General features: G+C 69.8%; 14 protein-coding genes and 1 pseudogene. 6 read left to right on the forward strand and 9 right to left on the reverse strand.

Going from position 1 to position 15481, the window contains the following annotated elements; all coding sequences use genetic code 11:
* Positions 1-226 precede the first annotated feature (226 nt).
* The 5 genes from prfH to NFX44_RS29120 all read right to left on the reverse strand — a co-directional run bounded on the left by prfH (position 227) and on the right by NFX44_RS29120 (position 4733).
* Complete coding sequence (gene prfH, locus NFX44_RS29100) at positions 227-835, reverse strand: peptide chain release factor H (RefSeq protein ID WP_262286800.1); 609 nt, start codon at positions 833-835, stop codon at positions 227-229.
* Entirely contained in the window at positions 832-2034 is a 1203-nt protein-coding gene (locus NFX44_RS29105; protein WP_262286801.1) for an RNA ligase RtcB family protein, read from the reverse strand. Before NFX44_RS29105 ends, prfH begins: the two co-directional genes overlap by 4 nt.
* A gap of 477 nt (positions 2035-2511) precedes the next feature.
* Positions 2512-3150, reverse strand: a complete 639-nt coding sequence (locus tag NFX44_RS29110; protein ID WP_262286802.1) for a hypothetical protein — start codon at positions 3148-3150, stop codon at positions 2512-2514.
* A 100-nt stretch (positions 3151-3250) separates the two neighbouring features.
* A complete protein-coding gene (locus tag NFX44_RS29115) occupies positions 3251-3769 on the reverse strand; it encodes a hypothetical protein (RefSeq protein WP_262286803.1) in 519 nt (172 codons plus the stop codon).
* A gap of 445 nt (positions 3770-4214) precedes the next feature.
* Entirely contained in the window at positions 4215-4733 is a 519-nt protein-coding gene (locus NFX44_RS29120; RefSeq protein ID WP_262286804.1) for an alcohol dehydrogenase catalytic domain-containing protein, read from the reverse strand.
* Between the two features lie 100 nt (positions 4734-4833).
* Between NFX44_RS29120 and NFX44_RS29125 the strand changes: the two genes are divergently transcribed.
* The 3 genes and pseudogenes from NFX44_RS29125 to NFX44_RS29135 all read left to right on the forward strand — a co-directional run.
* Entirely contained in the window at positions 4834-5517 is a 684-nt protein-coding gene (locus NFX44_RS29125) for a TMEM175 family protein (protein ID WP_262286805.1), read from the forward strand.
* A gap of 73 nt (positions 5518-5590) precedes the next feature.
* Entirely contained in the window at positions 5591-5998 is a 408-nt protein-coding gene (locus tag NFX44_RS29130; RefSeq protein ID WP_262286806.1) for a DUF2267 domain-containing protein, read from the forward strand.
* 285 nt (positions 5999-6283) lie between these two features.
* A pseudogene (locus NFX44_RS29135) lies at positions 6284-6520 on the forward strand (nicotinate phosphoribosyltransferase); the annotation flags it as partial.
* A gap of 183 nt (positions 6521-6703) precedes the next feature.
* Here NFX44_RS29135 and NFX44_RS29140 read toward each other — a convergent pair.
* Positions 6704-7546, reverse strand: coding sequence for an aldo/keto reductase (locus NFX44_RS29140; RefSeq protein WP_262286807.1), 843 nt, complete (start codon positions 7544-7546; stop codon positions 6704-6706).
* A 240-nt stretch (positions 7547-7786) separates the two neighbouring features.
* Between NFX44_RS29140 and NFX44_RS29145 the strand changes: the two genes are divergently transcribed.
* Positions 7787-8368 carry a type 1 glutamine amidotransferase domain-containing protein gene (locus tag NFX44_RS29145; RefSeq protein ID WP_262286808.1) on the forward strand — a complete coding sequence of 194 codons (582 nt, stop codon included), beginning with the start codon at positions 7787-7789 and terminating at the stop codon, positions 8366-8368.
* A gap of 403 nt (positions 8369-8771) precedes the next feature.
* On the opposite strand, the gene NFX44_RS29150 is transcribed toward NFX44_RS29145, so the two are convergent.
* Complete coding sequence (locus NFX44_RS29150) at positions 8772-9662, reverse strand: hypothetical protein (RefSeq protein WP_262286809.1); 891 nt, start codon at positions 9660-9662, stop codon at positions 8772-8774.
* A gap of 599 nt (positions 9663-10261) precedes the next feature.
* On the opposite strand from NFX44_RS29150, the gene NFX44_RS29155 reads away from it, so the two are divergent.
* The gene (locus tag NFX44_RS29155) at positions 10262-11290 is read left to right on the forward strand and encodes a DUF2267 domain-containing protein (RefSeq protein ID WP_262286810.1); all 1029 of its coding nucleotides are present in this window, start codon (positions 10262-10264) and stop codon (positions 11288-11290) included.
* 228 nt (positions 11291-11518) lie between these two features.
* Here NFX44_RS29155 and NFX44_RS29160 read toward each other — a convergent pair whose 3' ends face one another.
* Complete coding sequence (locus NFX44_RS29160; protein WP_262286811.1) at positions 11519-12739, reverse strand: glycoside hydrolase family 3 N-terminal domain-containing protein; 1221 nt, start codon at positions 12737-12739, stop codon at positions 11519-11521.
* A 474-nt stretch (positions 12740-13213) separates the two neighbouring features.
* On the opposite strand from NFX44_RS29160, the gene NFX44_RS29165 reads away from it, so the two are divergent.
* On the forward strand, positions 13214-14155 hold the full coding sequence (locus NFX44_RS29165) for an NAD(P)-dependent alcohol dehydrogenase (protein WP_262286812.1): 942 nt from the start codon (positions 13214-13216) through the stop codon (positions 14153-14155).
* Between the two features lie 327 nt (positions 14156-14482).
* Here the strand turns inward: NFX44_RS29165 and NFX44_RS29170 are convergent, their stop codons facing one another.
* The gene (locus tag NFX44_RS29170; RefSeq protein ID WP_262286813.1) at positions 14483-15472 is read right to left on the reverse strand and encodes a winged helix-turn-helix domain-containing protein; all 990 of its coding nucleotides are present in this window, start codon (positions 15470-15472) and stop codon (positions 14483-14485) included.
* Positions 15473-15481 lie beyond the last annotated feature (9 nt).

Genomic DNA, 15481 nt, shown 5'->3' on the forward strand with positions numbered 1-15481 from the left:
GAGCCTCGCCGTCGCCGGACGCCGAGGCGGCGCCGCTCTCGATGGCCTCGGTGAAGGTAAGGCCTTGGCCCAGACCGTGATCGCCGAGGCCGACCGGGACCCCGGCCCGGGCAAGCGGCTGTCGGACGACAACTGGCCTGCTACCCCGCGGCACGACAGCGCCTCGCTGTTGTAACCGCCGTGCGCCTTGATCCTGCTGGGAACGCCGTGGCGGCTGGGAAGGCGGTCAGGGGCGTTCGATGCGCACCGGATCGCCCCGTACCAACTCGTCGTGGACGCGCCATCGGGCGGTCACGACCGCCCGCCCGGCCGCCTCGTCACCGGCCGCGAGCCGCTGCCGCAGCAGTCGCAGCGCGATGCCCCGGTTGAGGCCGAACTGCCGCTCGGTGTCGACCACCACGACGGTACCGGTCGGGCGGTGGGTGGCCCGCACGGCGGTGCTGGCCTTGTTGCGGTGCTGGCCGCCCGGCCCGCCGGTACGTACGGCCACCACCTCCACGTCCGCCTCGATGAACGGGGTCACCGGCGCGTCGACCTCGCACCGCCGGGCGGTGACGTACCAGTTCTTCCGGCCATGGCCGGCACGGTATGGGCTGGGCGCCTGCCAGCACAGGGTCCCGGTCCAGCCGACGGCGAACGCCTCCGCACCCGCGCCGGTGAGCCGGATCAGCACCGACCGGTAGGTGCCGGGCCGGTCGCCGGAGACGCTTTCCAGCCGTACTACGCCCACATCGTGGCGGGCGGCGTCGGCGTCCAGCCGGCGCAGCAGCCGGGCCAGCGCCCACGCGCACTCCTGCGGGCCCCGGCCGGACGACAGCAGCAGATGCGGGCTCACCGCCGCCCCCGCCGCCGGTGCTCGGCCTGCCCGCGCTCGGGTCGCCGGTCGCCGCGGGCCGCCACGCCCACGTCCGGCGTCTTGTAGGTGACCAGTGGGACCGTGGTCGCCACCGGGGTCGCCAGCCCGTGGCCCACCAGGTCGGCGATTACCTGCTCGATCCGCTTGTACGCGGTCGGCGCCTCCTCGAACAGCAGCTGCCGGTCGCCGCAGACCACCAGCGAACCCACCGGGGTGCGGCGCAGCTCCTCGACCGTGTGCTTGGCCCGGCCCCGGCGCAACGCGTCGGCCCGGGACATCTTGCGGCCCGCCCCGTGTGCCACCGAGTGGTTGGCCTGCGCGCCCGCGTGCGCGGCCACAAGGTACGACGGGGTGCCGCGGGTGCCGGCGACGAGCACGTCCCGGCCGTCGCCCGGCGCCGCGCCCTTGCGGTGCAGGTAGTGCCCGTCGCGTACCTCGACCAGGTTGTGGCACTGGTCCACGACCGGCGCCGTCGGCTCGGCACCCAGCGCGATCGCGGTCCGGGCGGCCAGCAGCCGCCGGTTGAGCGAACCCCAGCGCACAGCGTCGTCGTGCCGCGCCAGGTACGCGGCCGGGTCGCCGGCGGGCCCGGCGCCTCGCAGCTCAGCGTGCTCACGCAGGATCCGCTCGCCGAGTCCGCGCGAACCGCTGTGCACGACGAGAACCGTGTCGCCGGCGGCGAGCTGAAGCCGCGCGGCGTGGCCCGGGTCGAGGATCTCGCCGACGCGGGCCAGCTCAACGAAGTGGTTGCCCCGCCCGACGGTACCGAGACCGTCGAGGTGGCCGGCGGGGACGTCACCGTCCAGCACGGACCAGGCTGGGTCGTCGGCGTCCCGATCCGGGTCGAGCGAGCGGTCCAGGTCGGGGAAGCGGGCGGCGAGCCGCTCCGGCACGACCCGCTTCAGCGCGATCGGGAAGACGGCGATGCCGCAGCCGATGTCCGAGCCGACCAGGTGCGGGTAGAGCACGGTCGAGGCCATCGCGGCGCCGATCGGGGCGCCCTTGCCGGGGTGCAGATCCGGCATGCCGGCGACATGGACCATGCCGTCGAGGGTGGCAACCTGGCGGCACTGGTCGACGGCGTCGGACTCGACCCAGCTGGTCGGGGAGGCGAAGACGGTGACGGTGGCAGGGGTGGGTGCCGGCAGGTACTCCTGCCGGAAAGGCTGAACGGACAAGGACGATCACTTCTCGCCAAAGGTGGGATGGCCGGCCGCCGATCGCGATGGCGTGGCGGCGAGGAAGGTGCTGCCCTCAGAACGTCATGCCACCCAGCGTCCCGGCGTTCACCGTCGCCGGCAACCGACTTTCGGGTCCGCCGTCCAGGCGGGCCACCCCACCGCCCGAGAACGGCCTCGCCCGGTCTAGGTGAGCTGCTCTCAGACGAGCGGGATGGCGCCGAAGCGCGCAGCCCGGGTTGGCTATCGGTTCGTCGATCCCGGCACAAACCCAAACCCAACGGTCCAGGTCAGTAGGGTTTGGAGCCCTCGAGTCGCCTATCGAGTCGAACCCCAACCCGAGTTGGCTTGGATTAGTGAGCATCTCCGGCGTGAAGTGGATGCGTGCGAGGGCGTGGCTGAGCGGTGAAGTGCGATGGGGTGGCGGTCGCGAAAGGGCTCGGGCCAGGCGGGAGTAGTTTCCGCTGATCCGGTTGTCTAGCAACTGCCTGGCGGCCATCCGGGGTCGCCGTGGGTCTTTGCGGAGCGGCTGCCTCGCGCGTCGTCACAACTTCGGGCGGCGTGTCGGCGGGCGCGAAGAGCGTGACCAACGAGCAGGGCGCACAGCGAGGACATGGCGAGAATGCCAATGTACAGACCCCAACCGACGTCGTAGCGCAGGCCGTCGAGGTGCAGGATCTGTAGCCGATCATGGGCGATATCGCCAATGTGGCCGCCTGAACCGGTGGTCCATCCGCCGGCGCCGACAGTGTCGGCGCGGGGGATGTCGATCCAGGTCCAGAGCACGAACACGATGCCAAGGAAGGAGAGTGTGGGAGGTGCCCATCGTAGGGACGCCCACCTTGGCGGCTGACGATCGATGCGGGCCGGCAGGATCGCGGCTGCGCCCGAGGTCGCGCTGAGCATGAGGGCCATGCTCCAGGCCGTGGACGCAGCCCATGCCGACCTGTTGGTCTCGTAGCTGTTCACCCCGTTCGTGGAAGCGGCCCAACCTGACTGGAACCAGGGAAGAAAGCCACTTATCAGGACGGCCAGTGTGGCACCGCCGATCGCCGGCTCAAATCGCGATCGAGCGGTGGCGGTGCGTGAGCCGGTGCTGAGGTCGTCAGTCGTCATCGTCGTCAGTGTCCCTGGGAGGCTGCTCCCACCACATCCGCGGGATGTTCTCGACCTGCAGGTCGGGTCCCGGGCTGGGCAGGCGCGGGCCGCGGGAAGGTCAGGACGAGAGGCGGTCGGCCAGGTCGTGTCGGTTGGTCGCGGCGAACCAGCCGCGAACCTGGGGGCGGCTGGTCAGGAACAGCAGCGCGACCGCCACGAGCACCTTGGCGACGTTGACCGCCCGCAACCACCAGGGCAACGGCTGGAACAGGGTCAGGCCGGAGCCGAGCAGCACGACCACCGAGACGAGGACCACCTGCCGATACGCCTTGCGCTGGCCCATCCGCAACCCGTGAATCAGCCACAGGTAGGCGAGCGCGACCAGCGCCACGGGCAGCATGCGGGACCACGCCGAGGAGCGCATCGTCTCTCGGGCGGCGGCCAGGTCGGTGCCGGCGGGCAGGTCGAGGTGGGCGAGCCGGTAGTCCAGCAGCTGCTCCTGGAAGACCAGCATCAAGGCGGCGAGCAGGGCGCTCAGGGCCAGGTTGGCGAGCATGAGCACGACCATGCGGCGCACGTGCGGCGGCGTGGCCGTGGCGGCGTCGGGATCGGTGGCGGGAGCGTCCGGTGTCGTCATCGGCAGGGATCAGATCACACGACGCCTTCCCGCGCTGCCCCAGTTTCCCGCGAGTTCGCTCGGTCAGCGAACTCGGCGGCCGGAGCCCGTACATCTGACGCCGCCGCCGTACAACTGCTCGTGGATACGCGCACCAGGCGGTTCGACAACTTGCGCCGCCATCATCGCCGCCGCCGAACCCGCCATCGGACGGCAACGGGCCATTTGGCAACGCCCACCCTCCACCGCCAACTTGACCCCACCCCAAAGTCACGCGTCAATCACCGCCGTACCCCAACCGAACCGATCGGAGTAACCCATGGCCTGGGTGGAAAAGCGCGGCCCCGCTAGCGACGGAGAGGAGGAGGTGGGTGAACGCGTCGTCCGTAGCGCCGTGTAGAGGTCGACGACGGTGATCCCGGCGAGGTGTAGATCAGGCGCCGCCGTCGTTCCCCCCGGCGGCGACTCATGGCCCAACCGCAGGCAGCCAGGTCCATGATGTCCCCGGCGACCCGCGTCCACGTCCCCCACCGGCCCGGCGCGGGACCAGCAGTGCGGCGGCGTGGCCCAGCTCCCGTACCCCGGCGGCCCGCAGGACGGTCCGCGCCGTGCGGGAGTCGTCGACGCCGCACAGCCGGCTGAGCCTCGACGTCGCGGCGAAGGCTGCCGCGCCGAGGCCGAGACTGAACCAACCCAGCATCCGGGCTGTGCCTTGTGATCGGCGGTCAGGGGTTTCCCGCTCGATGCCCAGGGCGTCGTTCACGAGTTCGACGGTGTCGCCGACCTCGATCACCTCGCCGAGGTTCTCGTGCCCGAGCACCCGGCCCGGCTGCATGTCCGTGCGTCCGTCGTACCTGTGCAGGTCAGAGCCGCAGGTGTCGGTCGTGGTGATCCGGACGAGAGCGTCCGCCGGTCGCTCGAGCCGGGCGTCCGGCACCTCCTTCACGCTCACCGTCTTCGGTCCGTAGTAGACGACAGCCTTCATTCGTGCCCCAGTGATGCCAGCTTCTCCGAGACGTCTGATCCGCATTCGGCGCGGCCGCGCCCGGCTGTTTACCGCGGGCGCCCGTGGGTAGGCGCGCTCGGTGAGCGGGCCAGACACGGACCTGGGCACCCGGTCGGACACCAGCCGTGCCGTGGCGTTCAGCGACGCCATCTTCGCCATCATTATCACGCTGCTGGTCCTGGATCTCCGGGTGCCGAACGTCCCGCCCGGCCGCCTTTTGTCCGGGCTGCTCGGCCAGTGGCCGGCGTACGTCGCGTATCTCGCGTCCTACTCGTACGTGGCCGTCGTCTGGCTCAACCACAAGGCGGCGTTCAACCGCGTCCAGCAGATCGATCGCGGCCTGCACTGGATGAACCTGCTGGTGCTGTTCACCACGGCGCTGCTGCCGTTTCCGACCATCGTCGTGTCGCACGCACTGCAGGAGCACGACAACGCGGACCAGCGTGTGGCCATCGCCTTCTACGCGCTGATCGGCGCGTTGCTGTGCGCGACTTGGCTGGCGTTCTACCACTACCTGGCCCGGCACCCCGACCTGCTGAAGGAGCAGGTGAAGCACGGGTTCTTCCACGTCGAGCGGATCCGGGCCCTCGTCGGGATCGTTCTGTACGTCCTGGCGGGCGTGGTCGGCTACCTGGTGGCGCCGCTGGTCGGCCTCGCCATCTTCCTCCTCCCGCCCGTCTTCTACGCCGTCACCAGCGCCGGCCTGTACCAGTTCCGGGTGACCCGCCGGATCACCCACCGCCCTCCGCCACCACCCGGCTGAGGGCGGGGGAACCACCGTTTCACCCCGGCGGGCGCGGGTACCCGCCGCAATCCGGTTCGAGAGGGGATCCGAGGTGGACTACACCGAGTTCATCCAGTCCGTGGCAGCGCGACCGAAGGTCCCGCCGGGGCAGGCGGAACCTGTCACCCGCGCCACGCTCGAGACGTTGGCAGAACGGATCACTGGCGGCCAGGCGAGAGACCTCGCCTCCCAGCTCCCTGAGGAGCTACGAGGCCTGGTGGATAGGCCCACCGAAGACCCGGAACGGTTCGGGCTCGCCGAATTCTTCGAACGGGTCCAGTCACGGGCCGGGGTGGATCGCCAGGTGGCAACCGATGGAGCACGGGCCGTGCTGGATACCCTTCGTGAGTCGGCCAGCGCGAAGGAGTACGGAGACTTTGTCGACCAGTTGCCGCAGGAGTTCTGGCAGTTGACCGGGCCGGGGACGGGACGGCTCCAGCCCCGCCGGGTCGGCACCTAGCTCGGACGGGCTTACCCGCCAGAAAGCTCGGGCGGTAGCGGCGGAGGCCCCGCTAGTCTCCGCCATTCATGGCGGTGGAGGATGCCAACGCCCGTTGGAATCAGAGGGACGCTATCTGCGGCTGCCCTGCCCGTCGAACGGCGGCACAGGGTCGGCGACCTGCGAACCCATCTCCTCGTGCCGGTACGGAAGCGGACCGGCGCCGACCGCTGGTTCGCTGTGCCCCGTACGCCACCGGGTTGGCGCTGGACGGGGCCTCGTGTCCGGGCTGACTCTCACGGTGCCGTATGCGCGGCGGTCGACGTCATCACCGAGGCGGGCCTGACCGGGCCGGTCGGCGTCCGGCTCGACTCCGGATGCCTCGCCGCGTTGGCCGTGCAGGCCGACCCGATCCTCGACGGCCGGGCGGGCCCAGGCACAGATCGTGGCGAGCGGCAGCCTCGACGAAGACGTCATCGCCGCGCTCGTGGCCCAGGACCGCCGATCGACGCGTACGGCGTCGGCACTCGCATGGGCGTCTCATACCAAGCGCTGTCCTGGAGCGGCCCGTACAAGCTGGTGGCGGTCGGCGGCCCGCAGGCTGGCCGACCGACGCCACTGACCGTCACCGTCAGCCCGGCGGCGCCCACCGCCCTCCATTGCCGGATCGCCGAGCGGACGGCGCGGACGTGGACCGGGTGCCGTCCGCCGAAACGGTCGGTGACGTTACAACATCTCCAGCGGTTGCGGGCCAGTCGGCGGCGGGAACGCCGCGTCGAGTGCCGCCACGTCCTCCTCAGTCAGATGCAGGTCGCGCGCTTCCGCGTTCTCCCGGGTGTGCTCGGGCTTGGACGAGCGGGGGATGGCCGCAACCGTCTCCTGCCCCAGCAGCCAGGCCAGCGCCACCTGAGCGGGCGTGGCCCCGTGCCGAGCGGCGACCTCCGCGACCTGCGGGTGGCCGAGCAGTCGACCCTGCTCGATCGGCGAGTACGCCATCACCGGGATTCGGTGCTCGCGTAGCCACGGCAGCAGGTCGAACTCGGGACCGCGGCGGGTGAGGTTGTACAGGATCTGATTGGTCGCGCAGGAGTTCCCGCCCGCCTCAAATAGATCCCTCATGTCCGAAAGATCGAAGTTGCTCACGCCCCACTGCCCGATCTCACCGGCCTCGACGAGTTCGGCGAACGCCTCGATCGTCTCCCCGAGTGGATGCGCGCCGCGCCAGTGCAGCAGGTAGAGGTCGATGTGGTCGACGCCAAGTCGTTGCAGGCTGCGGCGGCAGGCCTGCACGGTTCCCTGTCGACTGGCGTTGGACGGCAGCACCTTGTCGACCAGAAAGACCTCGGCGCGTCGTCCGATGATCGCCTCACCGACGAGTTCCTCGGAGGCGCCGTCACCGTACATCTCCGCAGTGTCGATCATGGTCATCCCCAGGTCGAGCCCGGCGCGTAGGGCGGCTATCTCGTCCTGCCGCCTCCCGGGGCGCTCGCCCAGATACCAGGTCCCCTGGCCGAGCACGGGCATGGTTTGGCCGGACGGCAGCTCGATCGCGGCGGCAGCGAGGGTCATGTCGCGACCTTTCCGTAGCCTGGGTACCAGCGGTTGCCTGCGTTACCCGCTGCGACAGGCAGCACACCCCGGTGCGGACCTTTCTCCGCGCAGGCCCTCGCTGTGCAGCGGGAATGTGCCCGATTGTCTGCCATCGAGCGGCAATCGCCGGCTTGTTTCCCGGTGCCGGAACCGGGAAGGCGACCGCGAGCGAACGATGCGCCGCCGACGGGGCGGTGCCGTGAAGGGAAGGCCGCAAAAATGGCGCAGAGCCAGCAGCCACTGACCGGCAAGCGAGTCGCTTGCCTCGCCGCCGACGGGGTGGAGGACGTGGGGTACACCCAGTCCCGGGCCGCCGCGGAGCAGGCGGGGGCCGAGGTCCACCTGATCTCGTTGAAATCCGGCGCGATTCAGTCGATGAACCAGGACATTAACCCGGCCAACCACTATCAGGTGGACCGGACCGTGAATGAGGCCAATGCGGCTGACTACGACGCCCTGTTGCTGCCGGGCGGAACGGTCAACCCCGACCGGCTCCGGATGAGCCCGCTGGCGATGGACTTCGTCCGGGCGTTTTTCCAACAACAGAAGCCGGTGGCGGCGATTTGCCACGGCCCCTGGTCGTTGGTCGAGACCGGCATGGTCAACGGCCGGACCGTCACCTCGTTCCCCAGCCTGCGCACCGACATCCGCAACGCCGGCGGGAACTGGGTGGACCAACAGGTTCAGGTTGACAACGGCCTGGTCACCAGCCGTAGCCCCAGCGACCTTCCGGCCTTCTGCGCCAAGATGGTCGAGGAGTTCGCCGAGGGCAAACACGTCCGCCAAATGGCGACAGCCTGACCCGGTGGGGTTCAAGGCCGGGAGGATCAGCCCGGCCCTGAGCCCCCACCGGTTTCCGGTTCATGGGCCACCCGGACAACATGATCCTCGGCTGGTCGGACGAGGACTATCGCGGGGTTGACCGACGCTCCCGGATGGACTGGATGGCCGGCCGCGGTCCGGCACGGGACCTCCGAGAGAAGACCGAAGTGGTCAGGGTCCGCCGGCTCCCCGCCTGGTCGGTGCCGGCTGTCGTCCCGCGGCCCGCTGACGCCAATCACGAGGGCATGCTGCATCGACGTACGGCTCTGGGTGCCGTCGTAGTGGCGTCGGTATGGATCCCGGGAGCTGAAACCTCTGATCCCACCGGCAACCCGCTGACCAGGGCTCTCTCATCGTTCGTGGCCGGGGGAGTGGACGTCGGTCAGCTCTGCCGATGTTGCCCCTGCGGTCCTACCAGCCGAGCCGTGACCTGCCTCAGTGGCTGGCTGTTGTTGACGACCTTCTTCATCCGTTGCCACGCCTTTCGGGCTGGAGATCCGCCCAGCACGCCGCCCAGGCCCCCACCGCCGCCAGCCGCCGCCGCGCGGTTCTGAGCCAGTTGCTGAGTGGTCTGTCCGAGTTGTTGGCCGACCTGCTGGGTGGTCTGCTGCAGCGTCTGCGACAGCGGCCCATTGGGCCCCAGCGCCTCCTGCGCCGTCTGCCCGACGTGGTCGAGCGTCCGCGCTAGCGGCCCCTGCGGCCCGAGCACCTGTTGAGCTGTCTGCCCGACCTGGTTTACGGCGGTGTCCACCGTCTTGACCAGCGACTCGATGATCTGAGGGTTGCGCTCGATGGTGCGAAGGGCGCTGTCGAGAATGCCGCGGAGCTCATCGAGCCGAACCTCGAGCATCGCTTCGGCCTCAACGCCCTTGATATCGATCTTCACCGTGCCGAGCTGCGCCTGAATGCCCACGTCGAGTTGGAGCAGGCTACCCAGTCGGGCTCGCAGTGAGACGGAGGCGTCCAGGTCGTCGACCTCGACGTAGATCTCTTCGACCTTGGCCTGCGGGATCTGGAGGACGACGTCTGGGTCTGCCATCGTCTTGCTGCTGTGCCCGCCAGCCGGCTGGGGAAGTTCGTGTTCACCACGCTGCGGGGCGGCGGGGTAGTTGCCCCGCCGCTCGGCACCCGTTGGCTTACCGGCGGGACCGAGGTTGTCGCCACGACCGGACAGTCCCGCGCCCTCCTCGGCGTCGCGCTGTCGATCGACCTGTTCGCGCGGTTGCGCGGGCGACTCCCGTGCGCCCCTGCCCCGGCTCTCCGGTTCGGCCATCCCGCACTCCTCGGGCCTCGCCTCGCATGCGGACTGGATGGAGCCCAACATCGGTATGTGGCTCCGATCCTCGGCCCACCCCCTCGGACCGGGTCGCGGTCTACCCGTGTGCCGAAGCATCAAACGGCTCAGCGGTGCGGCCGAGGAGACGGCGGATCAACTGCGCCTGAAAGCGAGGGGCAATCGGGTGACCATCTGCTCCCACCCGTGCCCGCGCGCTCACGACGAGCCAACGACAGGCAAAGCTGCGCCACCGGGTCGTTCATGGCTGTGTGCGCCCGGGGCCTGGCCGTCTATCAGGTGACCCAGGGAGTGGGCAGCAGTCGGCGCCTGCGCCTGCGGTGTGGTGGCTGATTCCGTCGGGCTGGTCGGCACCTTCTTCGTGGCCACCGCGCCGACCGGGGTGGCGAAAGACCTCCGTGCCGACACCGAGAGGGAGCACCATGACAACCGTCGGAGGGCTCACGACGAACCGGTTGGTGCCGGTGGACGGCGACGAGCTCAGCTACCCGTGAGGAACACCGATGACTTACAGCGAACAGCACCGCCCGGAGATCGTCGTCGGGCTGGTGGCGACCCCGCCGGACCACCCAGCCCGGGTGGCCGCGCGGCTCACCGCCGAGCTGGCCGGCCGGCTCGCCGAGCGGGTGGACGCGGACGTACGGTGGACCGTTCGGGAAGGCTGGGGGGAGCTGGCGCCGCGCCGCGACGGTGGCGTTGAGGCGCTGCTCGACGACGTTGCGGAACGGCGCACCGGCGACCGGTGGGACGTCGCAATCTGCCTGACCGACCTGCCGCTGCACACCGAGGGGGTGCCGCTGGTCGCGCAGACCTCCGGCCGGCGCCGGGTCGCGATGGTGTCCCTGCCGGCGCTGGGACTGCAGCAGCTGCGAGCAGCCCGCGCGGCCGTTCCGGATATGGTGAGCCGACTACTCACCGACGCCTCGGACCAGCGGGTGCCGCGGGCCGGCTGGGCGCCGGCCGAGATGGTAAGCCGGGTTACGGCCATCCATCAGGTGGTCGGCAAGGCCGGGGAACTGGGTTACGTGGCCTCGCCGCTGATCGGCCGGGTGCGGCTGCTGGCCGGCATGGTCCGGGCCAACCGACCGGGACGGGCTCTGCTGGGCCTGTCCAAGCTGCTGGTCGGCGCCTTTGGCACTGCCGCGTTCGCGCTCACCACGGACACCATCTGGCAGATGGGCGATGCGCTCGGCGGACTCCGGCTCGCCGTGATCATGGTACTCGGGCTGACCGCGTTGGTGGCCTGGCTGATCGTCGCCCACGGCCTGTGGGAGAAACCAGGCAGCGAGACACCGCCTGAGCTGGCCAGGCTGTTCAACCTGGGTACGATCCTCACCCTCACTCTGGCCACGGCGGTGTCCTACCTGGTCCTGTTCGCTGGCACGGTGCTCGTCGGGGCGCTGCTGATCGACACATCGGTGCTGGAGCAGACCTTGCAGCGACCGGTCGATGTCACCGACTACCTCACGCTCGCCTGGGTCACCAGTTCGCTGGCCACCGTCGGTGGCGCGATCGGCTCCGGGCTGGAGAACGAGGAAACGGTGCGAGCCGCCGCTTACGGCTACCATCCCGAACCCGGCGGCTGGCGGGACGAGAGGGACGGGTAGCCCCACCGTGGGCGGGGAGTGAGCGGACGCATGCCCGAGTCGCGACCGAACCGCGGGGCACCACGCACGGATCGGGTTCATTCAGGGCAGTCAGCCCCTGGTCCGCCCGCGTTCGCCGGCCGGTTGCAGTGACGATGGGCTCCTCCCGACGCCCTCTGAGCCGCACGGGTTGTGCACGGGCCGGTTCGGGCGGGCGGAGGCGCGTCGGATGGCCGCCTCACTAGAAGATCAGTGGAGACGGGCCCGTAGGTCGGCGATCCGATCGGTCGCTGCGATGAAGCCGGCGGCGTCAAGCTTGCCGCTGGTCTGCGCGCTGACCAGGGCGGCGGTGGCGGCTTCGCCCTGACTGACATCACGGGCGGAGCACATGACGAGGTCCATGCCGGCGGTCGCGGCGGCAACCGCGCGCTGGCCGGTGCTGCCGTAGTGAGCCAGCGCACCGGCTTCCAGGGCGTCGGTGACGGTCACTCCGGTGAACCCGATGCGGCCGCGCAGTTCCTGCCTGACCACGGTCGGCGACAGGCCGGCCGGGCGGTTCGGGTCCAACGCCGGGTAGATGGCCCAGGACAGCATTACGAGGTCGACGCCGCTGGCGACGGCGGCCGGATACGGGAACTCGTCGGTGCCGCGCACCGTGGCCAGCGACTGGGACAGGGTGACCGGCCGGGTGTCGGTGTTCTGTGCCGCTGCCGCCCGCCCGAGTCCCGGGAAGTGCTTGGCGGTGGCAGCCACGCCGGTGCGCTGCTGGGCGCTGATGAACGCCCGCCCCAGGTGCGCGACGGTGCCGGGGTCCGCGCTGTAGGAGCGCTGATACTGGTCGATGAAGTTGCCCGCAGTGGAGTAGATGTCGAGAACCGGGGCGAGGTTGACGTTCATGCCCACCGCGGCGAGGGTGCGGCCGGCTCCGGTGCCTGCCGCGGTCGCCGCGGCCACCGGATCGGCGGACTGGCCGATCCGCTTCGCCGACAGCGCGGGCGCTCCCGGCAGGCGCCGGATCAGGCCACCCTCCTGGTCGACCATCAGCAGCAGCGGCAGGTGGACCGGGCTTTGCGCCTGGGCTCGTCGTAACTGGGCGATCACCGAGCTGATCTGAGCGGCGCCGGCGATGTTCTCCCCGAAGAAGATCACCCCGGCGGCCTCACCGGCGCGGATGATCCTCAACAGGCTCGCCGGTGGTGTCAATCCGGGATAGGAGTAGATGATCCGCTGCCCGGCCAGTTGCCGCATGGTCAGGCCGGCCGACCTGCTCGGCGCCGGCACGGACGGCACCGGCGCGGGGGACGCGCCCGGGCCCGTCGTGAGCGGCGCGGTCGACGGGGACGGCGATGCCACCCGTCCGCCACCCGACCCGCCGGACGCGGACCAGGTTGAGCGCGCCGCATCAGGGGTGGACGGCCCCGGCGTGCGGGCGTGTGAGGACTGGCACGCGGCCATGGCGAGGCCGAGCACCCCGGCCGCCAGTACGACGCGAACCTTCGCCGCTGGGTACATGGCCACCTCCGCACAGCCCACACCGATCCCGGCGCGCCTGACGAGAACCGGCAGTCAGTCGACGGTGACCGGTCTGCGGTGTCCCGATCTCATCCGCCGGCGACGATGAACGGTGGCGTCCGCTCCGGCGGCGATCGCCAGCGCTGCGCCTGCCGGTATTGGTGCCTCCCTGTGTCACCGGACCTCGTGCGGCGGCTCTATCAGCAGTATGTGCGGGACATCTGTCGGTGACTAGTGGTCATGGTGAGGTCCGGCTCGGCGCGCAAATTCCATGCTTTCGTACGCGAGGGCGAGGTCGCCCACCACGTGGTGTCGACCAGCCGCTTGTCCCGCCGTGCTAACCAAGAGGCGTAGGCTGCTGGCCCTGAGGGCATCGGGTACTGCGGCTGGCCTACTTTCCCGGAGGGCTGGTGGTACCAGGTGAGAGCAGTCGTGTACGACCGGTACGGGCCCCCGGATGGGTTGCGAATCGAGAACCTCCCCAAGCCCTCACCCGCTGCCCGACAGGTGCTCGTCAAGATTGCGGCGACCTCGGTGAATTTGAGCGATTGGGAGACTCTGCAAGGTTCGCCACTGTATTCGCGCATCGGTGGGCTGCGCTCCCCGGCACGCCGGACCCTCGGCTCGGACATCGCCGGATGGGTCGACGCGGTGGGCTCCGCCGTCACTCGATTCCGACCCGGTGACGAGGTGTACGGCGACAACCTCATGCTCAAGGGCGGTTTCGCCGAGTACGCGATCGCGCCCGAATCGGTCCTGGCCCACAAGCCCGCCGCCCTGACCTTTGCCGAGGCGTCGGCGATCCCACAGGCGGGCGTGATCGCACAGCAGGGCACCGCGGGCGCCGCAGCCGGCGACCGGGTCCTGATCAACGGCGCCGGCGGAGGATCCGGTGCATTCGCGATCCAGCTAGCCAAACGACTCGGCGCTCAGGTAACCGGCGTTGACAACGCGGGCAAGCTCGACTTCATGCGGTCCGTCGGCGCGGACGAGGTGATCGACTACCGCAGCCGGGACTTCACCCGCAGTGGCCCGTACGATCTCATCCTCGATCTGGTCGCGCACCGATCGGTGTTCGCCTACCGCCGGGCACTGGCCCCCGGCGGCCGCTACCGGTGCGTCGGCGGATCGGTCCCGGCGCTGCTGCGCGTCCTGACGATCGGCGCGGTGGCCGGCCGGCTCACCCACCGCCGGCTGGGCGTGCTCGCCGTCCGGGAAGGGCCGACCCACTTCGAACCGGTGGCCGATCTCTGCGTGGCGGGTGACCTCGTCATCCACATCGACCGGGCCTTCACGCTCGAAGAGGCGCCCGAGGCGTTGGCCCACGTGGGTACGGGACGTGCCCTTGGAAAGGTCGTCGTGAGCGTCAACTGACCGGCGACCGCAGATCTTTCCGCGATCGGTGCCGCGAACAACCGGATCTGCCGATGTGAGTACGTCGTGTTCAGCGTGAATTGGGTGGCGTTCGACTTCGTCGATCGCAATGATTTCGGCGTGTATCAGTGTCCGCCTCGTTTGATCGAAATCTTTTGCAGTGCATCTGATGCAGATCCAGTTGAGGGACCCGGGCAGACCCAAACATTCGCTAATGATCTTGTGCCGGCTGTCGGGGAAGCTGGTCTTATCGGATGAGCGACTCGGCTCTGTCGATGCGTGGACAGTGCCCAGAGTTGGTCTGCAGTCCGACAGGTCGGTGCCTGGTCATCGGTTGACCGACTGGCCGGCTAGCTGATCGCCAAGAGGGCTGCGCCGGTACAGAACGTGCCGTCCGTCGCGGGCGCGAGTGATCAGGCCTGTCGCGTGGAGGACCTGTAGGTGCTGTGACACGGCGCTGGGTGTGACTGTGAGCCGGCGGGCGATCTCCACGGTCGGTAGCGGTTCGGCAAGGAGGTGGAGCAGTCGCGCTCTGGGCGCGCCGAGGAGCGATGTGACGGCGGTCGCGTCGGCGGTCGGTGTCGGTGCCCAGAGCGTTGCTACTCCACGGCAGGGGTATGCCAGCAGTGGTGGCTCGTGCGGGCTGACTGGTGGGGCGGGCCTGTGGGAGAAGATGGATGGCACCAGCAGCAGTCCTCGGCCGGCTGCCGCGACGTGGTGCCTGCCGATCATCTTGTCGATGTGCAGGACGCCGTCCTGCCAGCGCAGATTCGGGTGCATGTCGGCGAAGAGCAGGCGTGCGCCTCCTACGGCCAGTTGTCGGGCGCGGTAGGTCGTGTCCGCTTCCAGGACGAGTCGCATCTGCGGCCAGGTTGGCTTGATCGCTGCTTGCCAATACCGGTGCAGGCGGTCGCAGATGGCGTCGCGGAGTGCGAGCACCGGCTCATCCTCGTTCGCGGTGATTCCCTCAAAGACGGCCGGTAGCCCGCCACGCGGGTACACGGCCAGCACGTCGCGGCGTACGACGTCCGGAGGTGTTCGGCGTACGGCGGCCAGTTCGTCCTCGAAGGCCGCGGCGAAGCTCGCCGGCCGGGGCGTGAGGAAGTCCGGAACGCAGCGGTCTGGCCCGACCAGGGACATCAGCAGGTCGGCACCGGGCGCGTCGAGTCTGCCGAGAACCGACCTGCGCCAGGGCAGGTGCAGCGCGTACAGGCCAGGCTCGCGTAACACTCGCAGGCTGAGCACGGCCTCGTGGATCGGCGAGATCGCGAAACGGGTGTCCGCGAGGTCTTCGACGCCGAGCATGATGCTGATCATTAAGCCATA

The sequence above is a fragment of the Micromonospora sp. MA102 genome (assembly GCF_025460765.1).
In the GTDB taxonomy this organism is placed as follows: Bacteria; Actinomycetota; Actinomycetes; order Mycobacteriales; family Micromonosporaceae; genus Micromonospora; species Micromonospora halotolerans.